This window comes from Synechococcus sp. R8-2 (assembly GCF_047461715.1).
In the GTDB taxonomy this organism is placed as follows: Bacteria; Cyanobacteriota; Cyanobacteriia; order Thermostichales; family Thermostichaceae; genus Thermostichus.
Map to the genome: position 1 here is coordinate 1 of NZ_JANSHQ010000560.1, position 2811 is coordinate 2811.

The window sequence follows — 2811 nt, forward strand, 5'->3', positions numbered from 1 at the left end:
CCCGAGCCAAGGCCACCCGCTGTCGCTGGCCACCGGAGAGGGTAATGCCCCGCTCTCCCACCAGAGTGTCGTAGCCCTTGGGAAAGTTGAGGATCTCGGCGTGGATGTGGGCGGCTTTGGCCACCCATTCCACCTCCCAATCTTCGGCATCCGGCTTGCCGTAGCGAATGTTATCCCGGACCGTGGCGCTGAACAGGAAGCTCTCCTGGGGCACATAGGCAATGGCCCGGCGCAGGGATCCCAGTTGAATCTGGGTGATATCCTGCCCATCCAAAAACAGTTGCCCCGGCTGGATCTCCAGCAGCCGAAGAAGGGCATTGGCCAGAGTGGACTTGCCCGCCCCAATCGGCCCCACCACCGCCACCATCTGGCCCGGTTCTATGCAAAAGTGCAAATCCTCTAGAGCCGGAGCTGCCGCAGGGCCGGCGAAGGCAAACGCGAGACCTCTGGCCTCGAGGCGACCCTGCACCTTTTCCAGCGGCAGCGGCAGAGCCGCGGGGGCGTCACAGATGGTGGGCTGCACCCTCAGCAGGGCGTCGATCCGCTCCAAGCTGACCTGCCCCCGCTGGTAGGCCGTGATGGTGAAGCCCAGCAGGGCGGTGGGAAATACCAACCGTTCCACGTAGAGGGTGAGGGCCGAAAAATCCCCGATGGTCAGCGTCCCTGCCGCAATCTGCGGCCCCCCCACCGCCAGCAGTAGCAACAAGCTTAGGCTGACCAGCGCCACCAAAGAAGGGAAGAGCAAGTTGCGAGTGAGGGCCAAGCGCAAATTGGCCTGCAGCAGCCGCTGGTTCTGGCGGCGAAACTCCCGCTGCTCGTGCTGTTCCTGGCTGTACACCTTGATCAGGGCAATGCCGTTCAGGTCCTCTTGAATGAGATCGCTCAGATCCGCCAACTCCTGCTGCACCTGGAGCTGCTCCTGCTGCAGGCGGTTGCTGCTCAACTTCACCAGCACCAACATCACCGGAAACACCGACAGCGCCAAGGTGCTCAGACGGGGCTCGATGCCAAACATGGCGGGCAAGGTGGTGGCATAGGCAAAGATCGTGTTGGCCAAATTGAGTAGGGCGAACCCCAACAGGCGGCGGATGTTTTCCACATCGCTGGTGATGCAGGTGAGAATGTCCCCGATGGTCTGCTGGGCAAAGTAGGAAGGCTGCAGGGTGAGCAAATGCTCGAAGATGGCTTGCTTGAGGTGAAACTCCACCTGCCGTCCCACCCCAAACATCCACACCCGCGAGGCAATGCGAATGCCCATCATCAGGCTGGAGACGACCAGCACCGTCAAGGCGTAAAGGGCAATGCGCCGGGCCGACAAAGTGGCCAGGTTCTGGCTCAGGTCATCGATGACCAGCTTGACGTACCAGGGCAGGAACACCCCCAGGCCATTGACCAGGAGCAGGGATCCAATGCCCAACCCCACCTGTCGTCGATAGGGGCGCAGATAATGGGCCAACTGTCGGAGATGGGATCCCGATCCGGTCACTCACTTGCTCCCTGCATCCTCTCCCACTCTAGCGCTCAGCCGGATCCCCCCGGTAGGGATCAGACCAGAACCTGAGCCGGGGCTTGCTGGGCCAGTTGCGCCGTTTCCCGCCGCGCCCAGGCATCCGCCTGCAAAATATCCTCCAGGCTGGGATCGGCAATGACTTGATGCCGCTCACAAACCCGCTCCAAGAGACGGGGAATATCCAAAAAACGGATGCGCTCCTGCAAGAACAGGGCCACCGCCGCTTCGTTGGCCGCATTCAACACTGCCGGCAGCGTCCCCCCCCTCCGTCCAGCGGCATAGGCCAACTCCATGCAGGGGTACTTGCGGTGATCCGGAGCCTTAAAGGTGAGGGATCCCAGCTTGACCAAATCGAGGGGATCCCAGGGGGTGGCCAGGCGTTCCGGCCAACTGAGGCCGTAGAGGATGGGCAGGTGCATGTCCGGCCAGCCCAACTGGGCCAGAACCGAGGTATCGGCCAGCTCGATCAGGGAGTGGACAATGCTCTGCGGGTGGATGAGGATGTCGATGTGGTCGTAGTCCAGGCCGAAGAGCCAGTGGGCCTCGATCACCTCCAGGCCCTTGTTCATTAGGGTAGCCGAGTCGATGGTGATTTTGCGCCCCATCACCCAATTGGGATGCTTGAGGGCATCGGCCAGGGTGACCTGATCCAATTTTTCGGCAGGCCAATCCCGAAAGGCGCCACCCGAGGCAGTCAACAGGATTCTTCGCAGGGATCCCGCGGGCACCCCCTGTAAACACTGGAAAATGGCCGAATGCTCAGAGTCGACGGGGATCAGGTTCACCCCGTACTCGCGCACCAGGGGCAGCACCACCGGCCCCCCTGCCACCAGGGTTTCTTTGTTGGCCAGGGCAATGTCTTTGCCGGCACGGATGGCCGCCAGGGTTGGCAACAAACCGGCGCAGCCGACGATCCCCGTCACCACCCGCTGGGCCGCCGGGTGAGCCGCCACCTGACACAGCCCCTCCGTTCCGGCCACCAACTCCGGCAGCGGTCGGATCCCCGTCAGCAGCGACCGCAGCTCCGGCAGCAGCTCCTCCCGGCCAATGGCAACCATCTGGGGCCGAAACCGCCGCACCTGCTCGGCCAAGAGGGCAACGTTGCTGTAGCTGGTCAGGCCAACAACCTGAAAACGCTCTGGATACTGGGCCACCAAGTCCAGAGTTTGGGTGCCAATCGAGCCGGTGGAGCCGAGCAAGGTGATGGCTTGCATAAAGGATCCCTTTACCCCTGAAAGAGCGTAACGTCCTCCCAACACAGACTTCCCCTCGCGCAACTTGCCCAAGGACTCCGTCCCGCT

General features: G+C 62.4%; 2 protein-coding genes. Both read right to left on the reverse strand.

The genetic code is table 11. The features are described 5' to 3' along the window. The coding region (locus tag NW819_RS12445; protein WP_414413935.1) for an ABC transporter ATP-binding protein at window positions 1–1486 on the reverse strand (1486 nt) is incomplete at its 3' end. 59 nt (window positions 1487–1545) lie between these two features. After that, a complete protein-coding gene (locus tag NW819_RS12450) occupies window positions 1546–2724 on the reverse strand; it encodes a 1-deoxy-D-xylulose-5-phosphate reductoisomerase (protein ID WP_414413936.1) in 1179 nt (392 codons plus the stop codon). Between the last annotated feature and the right edge of the window lie 87 nt (window positions 2725–2811).